This is a genomic window from Stenotrophomonas sp. STEN038 (genome assembly GCF_056759895.1).
The window spans coordinates 1-16,886 of the sequence record NZ_JBRRDW010000033.1; the positions used below are offsets into that span (position 1 = coordinate 1).

Annotated in this window: 16 protein-coding genes; 7 read left to right on the forward strand and 9 right to left on the reverse strand. The window is 64.3% G+C overall.

The annotated features are described in order from the left end of the window. Window positions 1-135: 135 nt before the first annotated feature. The 3 genes from ACVOLS_RS13940 to ACVOLS_RS13950 all read right to left on the reverse strand — a co-directional run bounded on the left by ACVOLS_RS13940 (window position 136) and on the right by ACVOLS_RS13950 (window position 2,520). Entirely contained in the window at window positions 136-402 is a 267-nt protein-coding gene (locus ACVOLS_RS13940; protein WP_282272864.1) for a hypothetical protein, read from the reverse strand. 63 nt (window positions 403-465) lie between these two features. Next, on the reverse strand, window positions 466-1,050 hold the full coding sequence (locus ACVOLS_RS13945; RefSeq protein ID WP_481546088.1) for a YdeI/OmpD-associated family protein: 585 nt from the start codon (window positions 1,048-1,050) through the stop codon (window positions 466-468). 93 nt (window positions 1,051-1,143) lie between these two features. Beyond that, complete coding sequence (locus ACVOLS_RS13950) at window positions 1,144-2,520, reverse strand: amino acid permease (protein ID WP_481546089.1); 1,377 nt, start codon at window positions 2,518-2,520, stop codon at window positions 1,144-1,146. Between the two features lie 141 nt (window positions 2,521-2,661). On the opposite strand from ACVOLS_RS13950, the gene ACVOLS_RS13955 reads away from it, so the two are divergent. After that, a complete protein-coding gene (locus ACVOLS_RS13955) occupies window positions 2,662-3,411 on the forward strand; it encodes a hypothetical protein (RefSeq protein WP_481546090.1) in 750 nt (249 codons plus the stop codon). Between the two features lie 4 nt (window positions 3,412-3,415). Here the strand turns inward: ACVOLS_RS13955 and ACVOLS_RS13960 are convergent, their stop codons facing one another. From ACVOLS_RS13960 to ACVOLS_RS13985, 6 genes are all read right to left on the reverse strand, one after another. Next, window positions 3,416-3,994 carry a methyltransferase family protein gene (locus ACVOLS_RS13960; protein ID WP_481546091.1) on the reverse strand — a complete coding sequence of 193 codons (579 nt, stop codon included), beginning with the start codon at window positions 3,992-3,994 and terminating at the stop codon, window positions 3,416-3,418. Window positions 3,995-4,178: 184 nt separating this feature from the next. Then, complete coding sequence (locus tag ACVOLS_RS13965; RefSeq protein ID WP_481546092.1) at window positions 4,179-5,321, reverse strand: nitrilase-related carbon-nitrogen hydrolase; 1,143 nt, start codon at window positions 5,319-5,321, stop codon at window positions 4,179-4,181. A gap of 272 nt (window positions 5,322-5,593) precedes the next feature. Then, the gene (locus ACVOLS_RS13970) at window positions 5,594-6,100 is read right to left on the reverse strand and encodes a DUF3598 family protein (RefSeq protein ID WP_481546093.1); all 507 of its coding nucleotides are present in this window, start codon (window positions 6,098-6,100) and stop codon (window positions 5,594-5,596) included. Window positions 6,101-6,145: 45 nt separating this feature from the next. Then, window positions 6,146-6,505, reverse strand: coding sequence for a hypothetical protein (locus tag ACVOLS_RS13975; RefSeq protein ID WP_481530407.1), 360 nt, complete (start codon window positions 6,503-6,505; stop codon window positions 6,146-6,148). Beyond that, window positions 6,502-7,689 (reverse strand): class I SAM-dependent methyltransferase, encoded by a 1,188-nt coding sequence (locus ACVOLS_RS13980; protein ID WP_481546094.1) that lies wholly within the window; start codon window positions 7,687-7,689, stop codon window positions 6,502-6,504. Before ACVOLS_RS13980 ends, ACVOLS_RS13975 begins: the two co-directional genes overlap by 4 nt. Before the next feature lie 45 nt (window positions 7,690-7,734). Beyond that, window positions 7,735-7,953 carry a hypothetical protein gene (locus tag ACVOLS_RS13985; RefSeq protein ID WP_481546095.1) on the reverse strand — a complete coding sequence of 73 codons (219 nt, stop codon included), beginning with the start codon at window positions 7,951-7,953 and terminating at the stop codon, window positions 7,735-7,737. 181 nt (window positions 7,954-8,134) lie between these two features. Here ACVOLS_RS13985 and ACVOLS_RS13990 point away from each other — a divergent pair, with 181 nt between their 5' ends. From ACVOLS_RS13990 to ACVOLS_RS14015, 6 genes are all read left to right on the forward strand, one after another. Further along, complete coding sequence (locus ACVOLS_RS13990; protein WP_481546096.1) at window positions 8,135-8,986, forward strand: DUF1838 family protein; 852 nt, start codon at window positions 8,135-8,137, stop codon at window positions 8,984-8,986. A gap of 89 nt (window positions 8,987-9,075) precedes the next feature. Beyond that, on the forward strand, window positions 9,076-11,511 hold the full coding sequence (locus tag ACVOLS_RS13995) for a TonB-dependent receptor (RefSeq protein ID WP_481546097.1): 2,436 nt from the start codon (window positions 9,076-9,078) through the stop codon (window positions 11,509-11,511). Between the two features lie 180 nt (window positions 11,512-11,691). Next, the gene (locus ACVOLS_RS14000; RefSeq protein WP_481546098.1) at window positions 11,692-13,056 is read left to right on the forward strand and encodes a flavin monoamine oxidase family protein; all 1,365 of its coding nucleotides are present in this window, start codon (window positions 11,692-11,694) and stop codon (window positions 13,054-13,056) included. Between the two features lie 55 nt (window positions 13,057-13,111). Then, window positions 13,112-14,284 (forward strand): acyl-CoA dehydrogenase family protein, encoded by a 1,173-nt coding sequence (locus ACVOLS_RS14005; RefSeq protein ID WP_057626965.1) that lies wholly within the window; start codon window positions 13,112-13,114, stop codon window positions 14,282-14,284. Next, complete coding sequence (locus ACVOLS_RS14010) at window positions 14,284-15,291, forward strand: NADP-dependent oxidoreductase (protein ID WP_481546099.1); 1,008 nt, start codon at window positions 14,284-14,286, stop codon at window positions 15,289-15,291. The genes ACVOLS_RS14005 and ACVOLS_RS14010 overlap by 1 nt, the downstream gene beginning before the upstream one ends. A 9-nt stretch (window positions 15,292-15,300) precedes the next feature. Further along, window positions 15,301-16,881, forward strand: a complete 1,581-nt coding sequence (locus tag ACVOLS_RS14015; RefSeq protein WP_481546100.1) for an alpha/beta hydrolase — start codon at window positions 15,301-15,303, stop codon at window positions 16,879-16,881. The last annotated feature ends 5 nt before the right edge of the window (window positions 16,882-16,886 follow it).

A 16,886-nucleotide genomic window follows, 5' to 3' on the forward strand; every position in this document is an offset into this window, starting at 1 on the left:
GCCCCGGCGTCCGCCCGCCCTGCCGCGATGCGGGCCGGCGCCCGCCCCCCCGGCCCCGCCGCCCCCCCCCCCCCCCCCCCCCCCACTACTCGGGAATGCCCCAGCCGAGCATGGCTCGGCATTACCTCGGCCTGCTCAGTCCGCTTCGGGACGATTCAGGGCCGCGGTCAATGCAGCGGCGTCTTCGCGGCTGAGGAACAGGTACTCCAGCTCGGCGCTGCCGAACTTGTCCTCCAGTTCCTGCTTGCGCACCGGGTGATTGCCAAAGCGGTAATGGGTACTGCCGTCATCGATGTTCTCGATGGCGTATACGCCGAACGACGGCGGGTTTGTCAGGGTGCCTTCCAGCCTGACGGACTCAGGGTCGATGGAGCGCTGGATGAGGTCTTCTAGGTCGATCATGGCGTAGCAACAGGACTGATGGGGGGATGTTTGCGGCAAGTGGAATCGCTGGCGCGGTCCACGTCAATGCTTCTCATGTTTCCAACCGCGGTGCCTGCCATCGGATAACCACTCGATGGCCTGGGCGATCCGCTGCTGGCGGGTACTGTCGCGTTTGGCTTCACCTGTCCATTCCAGATAGTCGCGCTGGTAGCCGGGGCTGAAACCGTCAAAGTGTGCCTTGGCGACTGCTGCACCAGCCAGCGGCTCGGCGAACGCCGGGGGCATTGGCAGCGGCGCGCGCGGGGCCGCTTTGGGGCGGGTTACGCCTGCATCGATACGTTGCATGGCGGCCCGTAGCTGGGTTGTGAATTCGCGTTTGCCGGGCAGGTCGGTTGTTGACTGCAGGCGGCCGTACTGGCCCATGGCCGAGTCATCGCCGCTGCCGGCCTCGCGTTGCCAGAAACCCAACGTGGCGTGCGCCTTGAACGCGGCCATGCCACACAGCAGCTTGCCCTTGTACAGGAACGCAGGCATGCCCCACTTGATGGCTTCCTCAGCCGTCGCGCAACCGCTGTGCACACGCAGGCGGATCTCGTGCAGGATCGGCTGCGCGAAAGCGGCGGCATTGGCGATGTAGTCGTCTACGCGGGGGTCTGGGGTTGGCATGACTGGCCTCGGATGGGCGCAGCCTGCCGTTAGTTTCGCGTTAAAACAAGCCCGCCATGGTCGTAGGCGGGCGAACAGCCTGTTCTGGCACGGTCAGGCGCGCTGCGACTTCCTTGCCAGGCCACTGCACAGCGCGATGAAAGCGGTGAAGGCGGCCATCGACAGGAACTGCAGGCGGGTTTCCGGGGTGGCCAGCAACAGCGCGAAAATCAGCGCCAGGATCGCCAGCGCCAGCACCGTCAGGTAGGGGAAGCCGGCCATGCGGAACGGCAGCGGCGTACCCAGGCGGTCGGCCCGACGGCGCAGGATCAGCTGCGATACCAGGGTGATGGTCCACACCAGCAGGCAGGTCGAGCCGACCACGTTGAGCAGCACCGGCAGCACCTTGTCCGGGTAGATCAGTTCCAGCACGGTGGCGACGAAGCCGAACAGCACGCTGGCCAGGACGGCCACTACCGGTACCTGGCGGGTATTGGTCAGGCCCAGCCAGCGCGGCGCTTCAGCCCGTTCTGCCAGCGAATAGATCATCCGTGACGCGCCGTAGAGGTTGGCGTTCAGCGCCGACAGCAGGGCGATCACTGCGATCAGGGTGATGGCAGTGGCGGCCCCGGGGATATTGGCGACCTGCAGCACCGCGGCGAATGGTGACTTCAGGCTTTCGCTGTTCCAAGGCACCACCGCGATGATCACGCCGATCGAGCCGATGTAGAACACCAGGATGCGCCAGGCCACGGTGCGGATGGCGCGGGCCAGGCTGCGCTCGGGGTCCTGGGTTTCAGCCGCGGCCACGGCCACGATCTCGGTGCCGCCGAAGGCGAAGATCACCACCAACAGCGCCGCGCCGATGCCGGCCAGGCCCTTGGGCATGAAGCCATCGTGGCCGGTGATGTTGGCCAGGCCGGGCGAGGGCACGTTCGGCAGCAGGCCCAGCAGCAGGGCGATGCCGACCAGGATGAAAGCGACGATGGCGCCTACCTTGAGAATGGCGAACCAGAACTCGAACTCACCGAAATTGCGCACGCCCAGCAGGTTGATCGCAGTGAACACCAGCATGAACGTCAGCGAGGTCAGCGGTACCGACAGTTGCGGCCAGACCGTACTGAGCAGGCCGGCGGCGCCAACCGATTCGGCCGCGATCACCACCACCAGCTGCGCCCACCACAGCCAGCCCACGGTGGCGCCGGCGGTGGCACCGAGGGCGTCGGCTGCGTATACCGAGAAGGCACCGCTGGCCGGCCGCGCGGCGGCCATCTCGCCCATGGCGTGCATCATGATGATGACCAGGGTGCCGGCCACCAGATAGGAGATCAGCACGGCCGGCCCGGCGGCCTGGATACCCACACCCGAGCCCAGGAACAGACCTGCGCCGATGGCGCTGCCCAGCCCCATCATGATCAGCTGGCGCGGCTTGAGCGCGCGTTCCAGCTTGTGTGAGGGGGCGCTGGCCGGGGCGGAAGAAGTGCTGGGCATCGGCGGGTTCTAGGACAAGAAGAGGGCGACACGATACCGCGTCCGCCGGCCCCAGTGGCTGTGCCGTTGGTGGGGATGGGCATGCTGCCGGTACGATGAAGGCTCCGGCGCGCATGTGCGCCTGCAGCAACGGGTGCGCGGATGCGTGGTCTGGATTTCAGTTCCTGGCAGGGCCTGCTGTCGACGCTGTTGGGCCTGGCGATCATCACCCTGATCGGCGTGGGCATCCGCCTGCTGGTGATGCAGGCGGTGCAGCAGAAGCGTGAGGCGGCCAACCGCCAGATCAACGAGCGGCTGAAGACCCTGATTGCAGCCTACAAGACGCTGGGTGGTTCCTTTACAGGAGATCTCAGCGTTGACCCCAGCCACCTGCGCGATCTGCGCCGACGTGCTGCCGAACTGGCGCAGGGACAGACCACTACGACCGCCGACGGTGCCCTGCTGCTGCCGAGCCCGGATCCGGGCGAGGCAGGAGAACGGGCGCGCCGCATCCGCGATGCGGTGGAGGCCGCGCTGTCGGATGTGATCCTGCTGGGCACCGAGGAACAGGTGCGGCTGGCCGCGCGCGCTGCCACCGATATGGTCGAGGGCCGGCCGATCCATACCGCCGAGCTGGTGGTGTCACTGCGCGACTTCGTCCGCAGCGTATTGGACCTGGAGGTGATACCGGCTGCCGTCGCCATTCCCCGGCAAGGGCCGTTGCGTCCGGCGGGCAGCGGGGGCGGCAACAAGGGTGCAGGTAAAGGCGCCGAGAGGGACGCCGCTGGTGGTGGCAAAGGCGGTGCCGGTGGCGGTGGCATGGGTGGGATGGGGGCAGGCATGGGCATGGGCGCCGGGCTGGGTTACGGCGCAGGACGCGGTGGTGAGGATGACCCGGAGCGCGGCGCCTGAGGCCTTACAGCAGACCGGGAATCAGGCGTTTGGTGCGTGCCGCATAGGCACTGTAAGCGGGCCCGAAGTGGGCCGCGAGGAAGCGCTCCTCCTGCCGCAGCTTGACCCAGAACGAGGCGAACACGATTGCCACGGCGATCACCCCACGCCAATCTCCAATCATCAGCGCGGTGCCGCTGAACATCAGCAGGAAGCCGCTGTAGATGGGGTTGCGCACATGCGCATACGGGCCGCTGCTGATCAGCTCATGCGCCTGCTTGATCTGCACGTTGCCGCTCCAGTTGCGACCCAGCTGCCAGCGCGACCACAACGCGAGTGTGGCACCGGCCGCACACAGCAGCAGACCCAACGTGTAGATCGGCACTGAATGCGGAACGAACTGCTCACGCAGCCAACTGTGGCCGAACCAATGGCCTGGACCCAGCAGCAGTACCGCGATGATCAACGGCAGCCAGTACGCCAGGAACTGCCTGGTACGCGACTCGTTGCGGGTCACCGGCTTGGCGCGCAGTGCGGTGATGGCCCAATAGCCAAGCACCACCGCCCAGCACAGCAGCAGGCCGAGATGGAAGACGGTTGGCATTGGCGAGTCCGTCGTTGCAGAACTGGCGCTCAGTTTGATCCACGCCACGTCACCTGCTCGTGAGTAGGATTGGCTGTAGGCATGGCCGCGCGCTGCACCTTGAAGCCGCCTTTCTCCTGGCTCCTGGAATCAGGGGGGCGTTGGATGAGGCAACGGCGCCTTGCGGCGCCGTTGTCGGTTCAACTTACTTCCAGCGCGACTTGCCGCGGATGTAGCGCGCCGCATCTTCCAGTGAAGTAGGCAGGTACTCCGACCACAGGTTCGGCGGATAGGCGTTCTGGTAGGCGTCGTAGACGTCGCGGAACAGATCCATGTGCACGACAGGCTGGCGTTTGCGTGCACGCAGCTCGGCAATCGGCACGCGGCCCAGCACCAGGGTTTCTTCCTTGCTCTGCGCCTCGGCGACGATCTTGCCGCTGGGGTCATACAGGGCGGTGCCGCCTGAGCCCGGATCATCGAAGTACGGTCCGTTGTCCGGCGAGATCGAGTTGTTGACGATGGACGAATAGACGCCGTTGTACATCGCGCAGGCGGCGATATCCATGTCCGAGAAGCCACCGGAGGCGGTGCGCAGGAACACCTCGGCACCCTTGAACGCCATTGCGCGGAACAGCTCCGGCTCACGTTGCGTCGAGCTGGTGCAGATATTTCCCAGCGGCGTGCGGGTCACCGGCACCACCGCATCGCGGCCGTACATTTCCACGTAGCGGTCGAGCACGTCGTAGGTAGTCGTGGTGAACAGCTCGAAGTCCGGGAACGCACCCTTGAGGTTGCGCGCCTTCCAGTGCTTGTCCACGATTTCGCCCTTGTCGTTCATGATCGTGGTGATCGACAACACATGGCCCGGCCAATCCGGATCGGTGGCGTAGGCGCCAAACACGATCCAGGTGCCGTACTGGCGTGCCTTACTGGCGATGGCTTCGGTTTCTTCGCCGGGAATGGTGATGGCGAACTTGAGGATTTCATCGCGGGTCCACTTGCGCCAGCCGCTGAGCGGGAACTCGTGGAACTGCAGAAGATCGGGCTTGGCGTGGTAATGCGCCTTGTCGATGAGCTCGAGCATATGCGCCAGGTTGCGCTTGCTGCCCGCCTTCCATTCCTTGGCATCGAAGCTGTGCACGCGCGATTGCACGAGACCAAGAGTCCAGGCCGGTTTGGCCAATTCAACCGTGGCGTAGGTGCCGTCGGTGCGCTCGTTGAGCGCATCCGGCCCCTTGCCCATGGCTGCCTGTGCGGGAGCCGAGGTGCCGAGCAGGGCGGGGCCGACGGCGCCGAGTGCGGCCAGGCCGGCGGCGCTGCCGAGGAAATGTCTGCGGGTGTTGCTCATTGCTTGCCTCGATGGATGGGCGGCGTGGATCATCTTGGTTGCAGTTGCAGTTGCAGTTGCAGTTGCAGTGGCAGTTGCAGTTGCTTGCGCTGTTGCTGTTGCTGTTGCTGTTGCTTCTCCCGCTTGCGGGAGAAGGTGCCCCGAAGGGGCGGATGAGGGGAGCTTCTAAAGCTTCAAGAGCCGTTAAAGCGTTTGCTTCGCTTGCTAGGAGCCTCCCCCCACCCCAACCCCCCCCCCGCGCCCGGGCGAGCGGCTCAAGCAAAATCTGCAGATCAGATCGGGTCGCCGTTGAAGCTCTCGCCCTTGATCTTCTGCCAATCCCGGCTCACAAACTTCTCGTCAATCTGCGTACGCTGTACCAGTACGCCGCGTTTGTACCAATGCCAGATGCGGTTGCGTAGCTGGCCGTCATCTGACAGCTGGATCATTTCGTACAGCTCAAGACCGTCTTCACCCTTGCGCTGCCAATACAGCATCAGCGTTCGGTGATGGTCGTCTTCCGGAATTTCGGTGCACCAACCGTAAATCAGCTCATTGTCGAAAATGATGCGGCCGAACAGGTAGGACGTCGGGAAGTCGCGTACTTCGGTCTTGCCGTCTGCCCAGCTGTAATGGTTGGTCTGGTGGTACGGGGCTTTGTCGTCGTCGGTGATGCGGCAGATCAAACGCGACTTGTGCTCGTCAATCTTGTCGCCGTTGGCATCGTAGTAACGGTACACGCCATCCCAGACGCCCTCATGGCGGGCGAGGGCGGGCATGTGCTTGGCCAGATCGGTCATGTGCTTTCCTTGGTTGTGGTCTTTGATGGGCGACGCTGTTGCGTCTTACTGGTCGCGAAGTTCATCCATGACTTCTTCCATCGGCACGTCCATAGCACCGCTTTCCAACACCTCGGTTTCCTGCTGCACGATGCGCAGGACCCGGGCGATGTATTCCTTCATCCACAGCGTGCGCTGTGCTTCGGCCTCACGGTCCGGGCGGAACTGGTCCAGTTCCTCGCGGCTGAGCAGGCCTTTCTGTTCGATCAGGCGTTCCAGCGCATCCAGGCGCTGATGGGTCACCGCGTTCTCCATGGCGATGGCCATGGCGATGGACAGCACGCGCTCCACGTCCGGGTCCTTGAAGAAGTACGGGCGCTTGCCACGGGCGCGGCTGCCGGCCAGGGCGATCGGATCGATGCTCATGCTTTCCACGCTCCAAACATGGTCCACAGCGCAGCGCGGCCGTGGTCTTCGCCGCTCTCGCTGGCGACCGGGAAGATGTCGCGGTCAACCACACCACGGACCTTGGTTTCGAAATAGCGCTCCGCATCGAAGCCTGCCGCCGTCATCATCTGGCGCAGGTCGTATTCGTGCATCACGCTCCAGAACGGCTCGTTGTTGTTGTACGCATCCCAGTCGCGGATGAACTGCTCGTAGGGGTCCATGCCGTGGTACTGCGGCTGCTCCAGGTGCGCGGTGAGGCCGCCGCTGGCCAGCAGGCGCTGGATCTCGCGCAGCTTGCGCGGCATCGCCGTGGAAGAGCTCTCATGCCAGAACATGGCAGTGGTGATCAGGTCGAACGAGCCGTCGGCATAGTCCAGCGCTTCGCCGTTGGCCTGGCGGAACGTGATGTTGTTGACGCCCAGCGCACGGGCGCGGGCATGCGCATAACGCAGCATCGGCGCGGCCACATCGATCGCGATGACTTCCGCGTCCGGGAAGGCCTGCGCCAGCGGCACGATGTTGTGGCCGACGGTGCAGCCGATATCGAGGATACGGCGTGGCTTGAACCCGGGATGCTGTTCCTGCAGCCACTGCGCCAAGGCCTGGCCGCCGCCGTCGTTGTAACGGCCGAGCATGCCGCCGGTGGTGGCGAAGATGCCGCAATCGTAGTTGGCCGCGGCGGAGACGTCATCGGCCAGCAGCTCGGTGTGGTAGCCGCCGGGCATGCAGTGGATGTCGACCGCGCTGGAATAGCGTGGCACCTGCACCGAGGCATCGAGCTGCAGGCCGTCGTCGCTGGCGTTGAGCGCGCGGGTTTTCTCGATCAATGCATCCACCTGTTTGAGCACCAGACCGCGACCGGCCTGCTGGCGCATCTCCATGCTGCTGCGGCGCAAGGCGCTCCAGGTCTGGTAGATCGCATCGCCAGCCATCGCCTTGCGCACTTCATGGCGGGTTTGCGGCGCGCGGCCCTTTTCCTTCTCGAAGGCGGGTTTTACCCGAGCTTCGTAGGCGACTTTGACCTTGGGACTGAGCTGGGTGGCCAGGTAGCCATTGAGGTTGGCCAGGAAGTCGAAGCGTGCGGTGTCGTCGAGCGCGCTGTCAGGGAACACCGCGTGGCGGCCCACGTGCTGCCAACTGGGGGGCAGGGCTTGCTGGCTCATGGCGATTCCTCGGAAGGCTTCAAGTTCTAAAGTTATATCTATATGTCATGTTGGTCTGGTCGGGGTCAAGCGGCGGTTTGATACCTGCGCCACGGTGCCAGCGGTGGTGGCTGCTGAGTCCTGCTGGCGTACCCCGATTCCCGAATTTCTCAAATGTCCGGACAAAAAGCCAGTGCCGATTTTCATGGCCGTGGTTGAGGCTTTTTTGTTGCAAAGCAACATCTTGCGCAGTCTCGCCAGTGCCCCGCGCAGCAAGGTTTTCATGCCGGCCAGCGCCGCCGGGGGATCTGCGAGATAGGTTCTACAAATGATTGGACAATAATGTACTAATGATATAGCTATATGTCATCTTCGATGGGTCAACAGGCCTGTCTTCCGTGGTCCGGAGCAGGCCAAGGCATTGGCTTCATCGCTCCATTTCAATCGGGGGTTGGACGTGATTCGAATGTCATCGGTTTTGCTGGCTGTCGCAATCGCACTTTCGCCACAGGCAAAAGCGCTGGATCTGCAGTCCGAACAGGGCAGCGTCGAGGCGATGGTCAAGCTGCGTTGCTCGTTGGACCCCAAGCAGGAAGAGATCCTGTGGTGGGCCGGCACCCTGTTCGCGCAGGAGCCGGGCAAGAAGGCCGCGCCGCTGATGGGCTTCGAGGGCTACAACATCTGCCGTGCCGAGAAACAGGCCGATGGCGTGTGGCGCTTATACACGCGTGAGCTCACGTTCTATCGCGACCTGAAGACCGGCAAGATCATCGACAGCTGGGACAACCCGCTGTCGGGCGAACGCAACGAGGTCGTGCAGGTCGCCAACGATCCGGTCAACACCGTGCTCAACGCGCCGGGCCGCCCGATGCACCTGCCATGGGTGGAAGCCGGCGATCAGGTGATGCTGACCCTCAATATTCCGCTGGCCTATCCCAACCCGTTGCAGCCGGCCGAATTCCCCGCCGAATCCAGTGGCCCGACCTATATGGGCTCGGAGCACTTCATGTTCTTCGCGCCACGCGCGGATCTGGAAAACCCGGCGCTGAAGAGCGTGCCGGTCACCTACGGCTGGACCCGCGTCGGGCCGTGGTTGCCGTGGATGAAGCTGGGCATGCGCCCGGGCAGCCTGTTGTACATCGCGCAGGGCAACAAGCGCGCATCGGTCAGCGAACTGCCGGCCGATATCCAGGAACTCGTGCGTAGCCGTTACCCGGAATACGCACGCGCACCCGAAACCTGGGTGCAGCCCAACGTCACCAGCTGGAGCGCCTACAAGCAGCTCAAGCAGGGCGCGGCGGCGAAACAGCAGGACTGAAGTACGGAAACACCGGACGGAACCCTCCCCCAAGACGGCGCATCCATCCTCCCAATCCATACCGATCACACCTTGCAGTCGGGAATTCCATGAAAACCATCAAGCCAGACCTGCTGTGCTCCTCGATCGCGCTCGCACTGATGTTGTGTGCAGGCACCGCGGCGGCCGAAGCCGCCGACGAATCGGGCGCTCCGCCGGCCGCCAGTAGTGAATCCGTACAAAGTCTTGACCAGATCACCGTGACCGCGCGCGGCGTGTCCGAGCCGCTGCAGCAGATGCCGCTGCCGATCACCGCCATGTCCGAGCAGACCATCGAGAAGAAGGGCCTGACCGATGTGCGCGACATCGCCAATCTGTCGCCGAGCTTCTCGTTCAAGTCCGGCTATGGCCGTGGTTTCGACCGCCCGGTGATCCGCGGCATGTCCAACATCCAGGGCGAGGCCAATGCCTCGTTCTTCATCGACGGCATCTACGTTGAAGGTGATATCTCCAGCTACGGGCTGGAGAACATCCAGCGCGTGGAAGTGATCCGTGGCCCGCAGTCGGCGGCCTTCGGTCGCCGTACCTTTTCCGGTGCGGTCAACTTCATCACCAAGCGGCCGGGCAGTGCACCGGGCGGCAAGCTCACCCTGGGCGCGGGCAACTATGGCCAGGAAAAGATGGGCCTGTTCTACTCGGGCGCGAATGAGGACGGCTCGTTCGGTTACGACGTCAGCCTGAACAAGCGCGGCAACGATGGCGTGTTCTACAACAACGCGTCGGGCCGCAAGGACCTCAATGGCACCGAGACCATCAGCGGCATGGCCGCCATCGCCTGGTCACCGACGGATTCGCTGGACATCACCGCAAGGGTGATGAAGCAGAAGAGCCGAGACCAGCACTTCGCCGCCGCGCGTCTGGGCAGCAACAACCTCAACTGCTACCTGCCCGAATACACCGGCGGCCTGCACTTCGGCCTGTACCCGATCCTGGAATCGCGTCGTCGCGGCTACTACTGCGGTGAGCTGAAGGAGCCGTCGGACTATGCGCTGAACACCAGGGAATTCGAGACTGCAGGCTACTTCTCCGGGCGCAAGACCGACCTGCTGCGCACCAGCGTGGTGGTGGACTATCTGTTCGCCAACGGCTGGAACCTGACATCGACCTCGGCCTACAACAAGAGCGAGACCTACGCTGCCAGCGATCAGGATTACAGCGCCATCCGCGGCTATGGCGGCGCGTTCGAAAGCTTCGCCAGCAGCGGTGTAAAGAACTGGTCGCAGGACATCCGCCTGACCACCGACCAGAACCTTGCAGTGTCGGGCATGCTCGGCGCGTACTACTACGAGCAGAACGCGCAGCCGGGCTGGGGCGGCGACCTAACCGGCTACACCATCGGTGGTACCAAGGTGGTCACGCCCATACCGACCAATCCGGATGACCAGACCGTCAACAAGGCGCTCTACGGCCTGATCAACTGGCGTATCAACGAGCAGTGGACCACCTCGCTGGAAGGCCGTTATGCGCGCGATGAAATCAGCAAGGGCGGTACCGATGTACGCGTGCTCGGTGCCAACACCTACCGGCAGTCGTATGCGCTGGACAAGACCTTCAGCAGCTTCACCCCGCGTTGGACACTGAGCTACCAGGCGCGAGAGAACGTCAACCTGTACGGGCTGGTCTCCAAGGGCAACAAGCCCGGTGGTTTCAACACCGATGTCTACCGCGCCGACTTCCGCGAAGCCGACCGCGACGCGCTGATCGCCCGTGGTTTGAACACCTACAAGGAAGAAGAGGCCTGGAACTACGAGCTGGGCATGAAGAGCGATTGGCTGGACGGCACCCTGCGCGTCAATGCCAATATCTACCAGATCGACTGGACCAACCAGCAGCTGACCGAAACCGGCCCGGTGATCCGCAAGAACGGTTCGCTGTTCTCCACCAGCTACACCACCAACGTCGGTGAATCGCGCATTCGCGGTTTCGAGCTGGAAAGTCAGTGGGCGTTCGCGCAGGGTTGGCTGGCCAGCCTGGCGTACTCGTTCACCGATGCCGAGATCCTGAAATTCATCAGCCAGGACCAGGCCGATCTGTTCTCGAGCAGCAATGCACCGACGCTGGCTGATCCGGCCGCCGATGCCGCCGGCGCTACCCTGCCGCGTGTGCCCAAGCACAAGGCAACGCTGGGCTTGATGTATGACGGAGCACTGTCCAATGGCTGGGAATACACCGCCAACATGGACGTCAACTACGAAGGCAAGCGCTACATCCAGGTCGACAACCTGGCGTACATCGGCGCCTCCACCCGCACCAACTTCCGCTTCAGCATCCGCCCGACCGAGCAGCTGCAGGTCTCGGCCTACGTGACCAATGCGTTCAATGACCGCACCCTGGAAGACGCGCAGCGCACCATCAATCCGGATGCTTACGTCGCCGTGCCGGCAGTGCCGCCGTTGACCGGTCTGGCGGTGACCAACCTGCGTGATTTTGGTTTGACGCCTTCGCTGCCGCGTATGTACGGCATTGAGGTCAGCTACAAGTTCTAAGCGGTGAGGCGGGCTGGGAGGGTCGTTGCGCCGTCCCAGCCGCGCTTGATTGGCGTTACCGACACACCAGCAGATCGTCATTCCCGCCTGCGCGGGAATGACGGCCCTTGAAGCAAAAACCCCGCACCTTTGCAGGCAGAACCAATGCAACGACGCGATTTCATCAACGGAGTTTCCGCCATGGCTGCACTGTCGCTGCTGCCGGGCATGCTGCACGCCAACGTGCCTACCAGCGATGTCATCGTGGTCGGTGCCGGCCTGGCTGGTCTGTCTGCCGCCCATGCCCTGGAAGCAGGCGGTGCGCGGGTCACCGTGCTGGAAGCCAATCCACGCGTTGGTGGTCGTCTGCAGACGGTGGTGCGCAACGGCATCCGCTTTGAAATCGGTGGGGTTGAAGTCGGCACTGCCTACGAACGCGTACACGCCCACGCCAAGCGCGTTGGTGTTGGCATCGTGCCACCATCCGCGGCCTTGCCGACCGCCGCCGGTCTGGGCCTGGCCATCGGCGATACGCTGGTGCCAGCCAGATCATGGGGCGAAAGCCCGCTGAACACCTTGCAGGGGCGCGAGCATGGTCTGCTGCCGCCGATGCTGCTGGCCACCGCGATTGCCGAGCTTGGCCTGCCGGCGGTGGACAGCTGGCGCGACCCTGCCAATCTCTCGTTGGATATCCCGCTGTCAGAACTGATCGCCAGCAAGGGCTGGTCGCCACAGGCGCTGCAGTGGATGGATATCGGCAATAGTTTCACTTCACTGCAGTCGATCAGTGCGCTCGACGCACTGCGCCGCGATGCGCTGCGCAGGTTCGGCTCCAAGGGCACTGGTTGGGTGCAGGGCGGCAGCCAGGCCCTGCCGGAGGCGATGGCGGCGTCGCTGCCGCAGCCACCGCTGCTCGACGCCCAGGTCACCCGCGTCGAATCCGTGCGCGGCAAACTGGAAGTCCGTTGCGCCGATGGCCGTCGCTTCCGTGCCGCGCATCTGGTGCTGGCCCTGCCCAGCGGCCCGCTCAGCCGCATCGTCATTGATCCGGCACCGCCGGTTGCGCAGCAGGAAGTCTGGGCCGCACGGCGCTCCAACGCCGTCACCACCATCCACCTGCAGCCGACCCGCAGGTTCTGGGAAGACGATGGTTTGCCACTGTCGCTATGGGGCGACGGCCCGCTGCAGCGCGTGTTTGCCGTGCCCGGTGCCGATGGCCAGATCAACCGCCTGATCGTCTGGCTCAACGGCGCCATGGCCCTGCAGGCCGATCAGCTCGACCGCGAAGCCCGCTTCGCCTGGGCTATCAACGCCATGCAACGGCTGCGGCCGGCGTCCAAGGGCGCGCTGCTACCGTTGGAGACCCGCAGCTGGGGCAATGATCCGCTGGCCGATGGCGCGTTCTCGGAGATCTCGCCGGGCCATTTCGCGCAAACCCTGCGTTGGGCCAACACCCCGTTCGGGCGCATCCACTTCGCTGGTGAGCAGACCGAACTGCAGGTTCCGGGCATGGAAGCGGCCGTAACCTCGGGCGAGCGTGCAGCTGCAGCAATTCTTTCGGCCTGATTGAACTACCTTATCCCCTACCTTCCGGGCGCGGATGCGCCTTCCAGAGACAGTAATGAGCCTGAAGACACTGAACCCCTACGATTTGTTCGACGTGCGTTCGCTGCTGAGCGAGGAAGAACGCGCTGTACAGGATTCCGTTGCCCGTTTCACCGATGAGCGCGTGCTGCCGATCATCGGCGACTGCTTCGACCAGGGGCGTTTCCCGACCGAGCTGATCGGCGAAATCGCCGACATGGGCCTGCTGGGCAGCTCGCTGCCGGAACAGTACGGCGGCGCCGGCTTGAACAGCGTCAGCTACGGCCTGATCTGCCAGGAGCTGGAGCGCGGTGATTCCGGCATCCGCAGCTTCGTCTCGGTGCAGAGCTCGCTGTGCATGTACCCCATCTACGCCTACGGTTCGGAAGAGCAGCGCATGCGCTGGCTGCCGGACATGTCGCGCGGCAAGGTGATCGGCTGCTTCGGCCTGACCGAGGCCCATGGCGGCTCCGACCCGGCCAGCATGAAGACCCGCGCAGTGAAGGACGGCGGCGATTGGGTGATCAACGGGTCCAAGATGTGGATCACCAATGGCTCGGTGGCTGATATCGCCATCGTCTGGGCCAATACCGACGAGGGCGTGCAGGGTTTCGTCATCGAGAAGGGCACGCCGGGTTTCACTGCCCAGGAAATCAAGCACAAGATGAGCCTGCGTGCCTCGGTCACCGGCGCGCTGTTCTTCGACAACGTGCGCGTGCCCGATGCCAACCGCCTGCCCAACGTCAAGGGCCTGAAGGGCCCGCTGGGCTGCCTCACCCAGGCCCGCTACGGCATTACCTGGGGCCCGCTGGGTGCGGCGATTGCCTGCCTGGACGAAGTGCTGGCCTATACCAAGGAACGCATCCTGTTCGGCCGCCCGGTCGCCGCCACCCAGAGCGCGCAGATCAAGATGGCCGACATGGCCCGCCGCATCACCGCCGGCCAGTTGCTGGTGTTGCAGCTCGGTCGTCTGAAGGACGCTGGGCAGATGCAGCCGCAGCAGGTCTCGCTGGCCAAGTGGAACAACTGCCGCCTGGCCATCGACATCGCCCGTGAATGCCGTGACCTGCTTGGCGGTGCCGGCATCACCACCGAGCACGGTGCGATCCGTCATGCGCTGAACCTGGAATCGGTGATCACGTACGAAGGCACCGAGACCGTGCACCAGCTGGTGATCGGCCGCGAACTGACCGGCATTAACGCGTTCTGATGATGGACGGCCTGCACACGACAATGCAGGCCGTCTGCCTGCGGAACATCCCGCAGGGCCTGCCGCAGCTGCAGGACTTTGAAACGCAGCAGCTGCCGTTGCCGAACCCCGGTGACGGCCAGCTGTTGGTGCAGGTGCAGTGGTTGTCATTGGACCCGTTCCTGCGTGCACAACTCGGTGGCCGCTATGCGGTACCGTGCCCGCCGCTGGGCAGCGTCGTGCCGGGTTATGGCATTGGTACGGTGATCGCCGATCGAAGTGGTCGTTTCGCGCCCGGCAATGTCGTGACCGGGATGACCGGTTGGGCCGAGTACGCCGCCCTGGATGCCAACGCCACGTCGCTGGTTGATGCGACGTTGGCACCGGCTGGTACCTTCCTCGGTGTGCTTGGTGTTCCCGGCCTCACCGCGTGGGCGGGTGTGCGGAAGATCCTGCAGCCAAAAGCCGGCCAGACCATCCTGGTATCCACTGCTGCTGGCGCGGTTGGCAGCGTGGTTGGACAGCTGTGCAAGGCGGCCGGTTGCCGCGTCGTTGGTATTGCCGGCAGCGCGCAGAAGTGCGCCATCGTCACCGATGAGTTCGGCTTTGATGCCTGCGTCAGTTATCGCGATCCGGATTTCATCAACGCGCTGCGTGCAGCGTGCCCGGACCGCATCGACGGCTACTTCGACAATGTCGGTGGCGCTGTGCTGGAAGCGGCGCTGTCATTGCTGCGCCTGCATGCGCGCGTGGTGCTGTGCGGGCTCAGTGATCAGTACAACCGCGCAGAGCGCCCGGCTGGTCCCAATCTCGGGCCGGTGATTGGTGCGCGCGCACGCCTTGAAGGCCTGGTGGTCTACGACCATCTGGCCGACTTCGCGCAATGCCGCACTGAACTGGCGCAGATGATCGCCGCCGGCACGCTGCGGTACCGCGAGCATATCCACGACGGGCTGGCCACAGCGCCGGCCGGTTTCATCGGCCTGCTCAATGGCGAGAACCTGGGCAAGGCGTTGGTAAGGCTCTAAGGAAACCGGATGACCCAGATCCAGCGGCGCTTCGCTTCCGTCAATGGACGGCAGGTGCACTACCGTATTGCCGGCAGCGGCCCGGCGTTGCTGTTGATCCACCAGTCACCGCAGAACTCGCGGATGTGGGCGCAGATGCAGCAACGCTATGCCGACCGCTATACGGTGATTGCGCCGGACACGCCGGGTTTCGGCTATTCCGATGCCTTGCCCGGCAATCCGATGACGATTGCCGAGTTCGGCGCGGCTACCCTGGCGTTCGCCGACGCCATAGGCCTGCAGTGTTTCGCGGTGTTCGGCATGCACACGGGTGGCTTGATCGCCACCTGGTTGGCCTGGGCGAGTCCACAGCGCGTCGCCGCTGTGATTGTTGATGGCTATGCGGCCTTCACCCCGGAAGAGAGCGGGTTCTATGGCGACGCCTACCTGCCGCCATTCGTACCGCAGTGGGATGGTTCACACCTGCGCTGGCTGTGGTCGCGCATGCGCGAACAGAAGTACTACTTCCCCTGGTACGACGGCCGCGCTGACGCTGCGATGATGATCGCGCCGCAGACCACCGAGAGCACGCGCGAGACGGTGATGGACGTGTTGGACGTGGGCGATACGTATCGCGCCGGTTATGCGGCGGCGTTCCGTCACAACGACCACTTCTGGCTGCAACAGCTGCAGATGCCGTCGTGGCTGGTCTACCGCCACGGCGATCCACTGCTGGCGCATATGCCGCGTCTGCGCGGTCTACCTGACAATGTTGCGGTGGTTGAAGAGCCTGCAGGTATTCCGGCGATGCTCGACAGCATGGATGGTTGGTTGGCGCAGACCTTGGCGGCCGAGCCGGCCTTCGTTGCTGGCAGCGCGGTTGCAGCGGCGAATGACCGCTGGCAGCGACGCATCATCGCCACCGCCAGCGGTGACATGGCGGTATGGGAGCGGGCAGGGCAGGGGCCGCTGCGCTTGCTCCTGCATGCGCCCGGTACCCGCCCGCTGGTGCCGCAGCAGCTTGATGACAATGACAGCGCATGCCTGCTGCCGGATCTTCCTGGTCACGGCGCGTCCTGTGAGGGCGATGTTGCCTTGGATGCCGCCAGCGTGGTCGCTGCCTTGACGGAGGCAGTGCGCGACAGCGCCGATCTGCCGTTGCTGATTGAAGCCCATGGTGCCGCCGCTGGTTACGTTCCCGCCTTGGTGGATGCCTTGGGTGCGCGCGTCAGCGAAGTCGTGCTGCATTCGCCATGGCTGCTCAACGCAGAAGAGCAGGCCTTGCTGCTGCAGGGATTGCCAAGCACGCTCATCGACCGTGCGGGCGGCTATCTCTGCGACGCCTGGCAATGGGAGCGCGAGCGCCATCTGCTGTGGCCGTGGCTGCCGCCAAGTGCCGCTGCGCGCCGCCGCGTAGATGCGCCTGCGCCTGCGTTGGTGCATGCCAACGTTGTCGAACTGCTACGCCTCGGCAGCCGCCTGCATGACCTGCTGCGTGATGTCACCGCGCCGGACCTGGCAGCGCGCCTGCGCGCCTTGCCGGTACCGCTGCGTGTCATCACCGATGCCGAATCCGATTACCAGGGGCGCGCCGCCGCCCTGTCTGCCTGAGCTGA

Coding starts and splice junctions, on each gene's coding strand:
- ACVOLS_RS13940 (WP_282272864.1), bottom strand. CDS start 402: ATGATCGACCTAGAAGACCTCATCCAGCGCTCCATCGACCCTGAGTCC.
- ACVOLS_RS13945 (WP_481546088.1), bottom strand. CDS start 1,050: ATGCCAACCCCAGACCCCCGCGTAGACGACTACATCGCCAATGCCGCC.
- ACVOLS_RS13950 (WP_481546089.1), bottom strand. CDS start 2,520: ATGCCCAGCACTTCTTCCGCCCCGGCCAGCGCCCCCTCACACAAGCTG.
- ACVOLS_RS13955 (WP_481546090.1), top strand. CDS start 2,662: ATGCGTGGTCTGGATTTCAGTTCCTGGCAGGGCCTGCTGTCGACGCTG.
- ACVOLS_RS13960 (WP_481546091.1), bottom strand. CDS start 3,994: ATGCCAACCGTCTTCCATCTCGGCCTGCTGCTGTGCTGGGCGGTGGTG.
- ACVOLS_RS13965 (WP_481546092.1), bottom strand. CDS start 5,321: ATGAGCAACACCCGCAGACATTTCCTCGGCAGCGCCGCCGGCCTGGCC.
- ACVOLS_RS13970 (WP_481546093.1), bottom strand. CDS start 6,100: ATGACCGATCTGGCCAAGCACATGCCCGCCCTCGCCCGCCATGAGGGC.
- ACVOLS_RS13975 (WP_481530407.1), bottom strand. CDS start 6,505: ATGAGCATCGATCCGATCGCCCTGGCCGGCAGCCGCGCCCGTGGCAAG.
- ACVOLS_RS13980 (WP_481546094.1), bottom strand. CDS start 7,689: ATGAGCCAGCAAGCCCTGCCCCCCAGTTGGCAGCACGTGGGCCGCCAC.
- ACVOLS_RS13985 (WP_481546095.1), bottom strand. CDS start 7,953: ATGAAAACCTTGCTGCGCGGGGCACTGGCGAGACTGCGCAAGATGTTG.
- ACVOLS_RS13990 (WP_481546096.1), top strand. CDS start 8,135: ATGTCATCGGTTTTGCTGGCTGTCGCAATCGCACTTTCGCCACAGGCA.
- ACVOLS_RS13995 (WP_481546097.1), top strand. CDS start 9,076: ATGAAAACCATCAAGCCAGACCTGCTGTGCTCCTCGATCGCGCTCGCA.
- ACVOLS_RS14000 (WP_481546098.1), top strand. CDS start 11,692: ATGGCTGCACTGTCGCTGCTGCCGGGCATGCTGCACGCCAACGTGCCT.
- ACVOLS_RS14005 (WP_057626965.1), top strand. CDS start 13,112: ATGAGCCTGAAGACACTGAACCCCTACGATTTGTTCGACGTGCGTTCG.
- ACVOLS_RS14010 (WP_481546099.1), top strand. CDS start 14,284: ATGATGGACGGCCTGCACACGACAATGCAGGCCGTCTGCCTGCGGAAC.
- ACVOLS_RS14015 (WP_481546100.1), top strand. CDS start 15,301: ATGACCCAGATCCAGCGGCGCTTCGCTTCCGTCAATGGACGGCAGGTG.